Annotated in this window: 1 protein-coding gene; it reads right to left on the reverse strand. The window is 60.7% G+C overall.

What is annotated here, in order from left to right; translation table 11 throughout:
* A partial coding sequence (tuf, locus tag Mgrana_RS16620; protein ID WP_119358680.1) for an elongation factor Tu occupies positions 1 to 1217 on the reverse strand: 1217 nt, incomplete at its 3' end.

Consider the following 1217-nt stretch of genomic DNA (forward strand, 5'->3'; position numbering starts at 1 on the left):
TACTCGATGATTTTTGCGACGACGCCTGCGCCGACGGTACGCCCACCCTCACGGATGGCAAACCGCAATCCCTCCTCCATCGCAATGGGCTTGATCAGCTCCACCGTGAAGGTGATATTGTCCCCCGGCATCACCATCTCCACCCCCGCAGGCAGCTCCACCACCCCGGTCACATCCGTGGTCCGGAAGTAAAACTGCGGACGGTAGTTGGTAAAAAACCCGGTGTGCCGTCCCCCCTCTTCCTTCTTCAAAATGTACACGCTGGCCTCAAACTTGGTGTGCGGGGTCACCGACCCCGGTTTGGCCAACACCTGTCCCCGTTCAATCCCTTCCCGTTCTACCCCGCGCAACAGCAGCCCCACGTTGTCCCCAGCCATCCCCTCGTTCAGGGTCTTGCGGTGCATCTCCACCCCGGTGACCACCGTCTTCTTGCTCTCCCCGAGCCCGACGATCTCCACTTCCTCCCCAACCTTGATCTTCCCCCGCTCGATCCGTCCGGTCGCTACCGTACCCCGTCCGGTGATCGTGAACACGTCCTCCACCGGCATCAAGAAGGGTTTGTCCACTTCCCGCTGCGGCGTGGGAATATAGGTGTCCAGAGCGTCCAGCAGCTCCCAGATCTTATCCACCCACTCGTTCTCCCCGCGCTGGGTTTTGGGGTTCTTCTGCATCTGCTCCAAGGCTTGCAGCCCTGAGCCCCGGATCACCGGTGCATTGTCCCCATCAAAATCCTGGGCCGACAATAGCTCCCGCACCTCCATCTCCACCAGGTCCAGCAGCTCGGGGTCATCCACCATGTCCACCTTGTTCAAGAACACCACGATGTAAGGCACCCCTACTTGTTTGGACAGCAGAATGTGTTCCCGGGTCTGGGGCATCGGCCCATCCGTACCCGCAACCACCAAGATCGCTCCGTCCATCTGAGCCGCCCCGGTGATCATGTTCTTCACGTAGTCCGCGTGCCCAGGGCAATCCACGTGGGAGTAGTGCCGGGCCTGGGTCTCATACTCCACGTGAGCCGTGTTGATCGTGATCCCCCGCGCCTTCTCCTCCGGCGCCTTGTCGATCTGATCGTAGGCCTGCACCTCTACATTGGGATTCGCCGCCGCCGCTACAAAGGTAATCGCCGCCGTCAGCGTGGTCTTCCCGTGGTCTACGTGCCCAATCGTCCCTACGTTTACGTGCGGCTTCGTCCGCTCAAACACACCTTTCGCCAT

This window comes from Meiothermus granaticius NBRC 107808, assembly GCF_003574355.1.
Taxonomy (GTDB): domain Bacteria; phylum Deinococcota; class Deinococci; order Deinococcales; family Thermaceae; genus Meiothermus; species Meiothermus granaticius.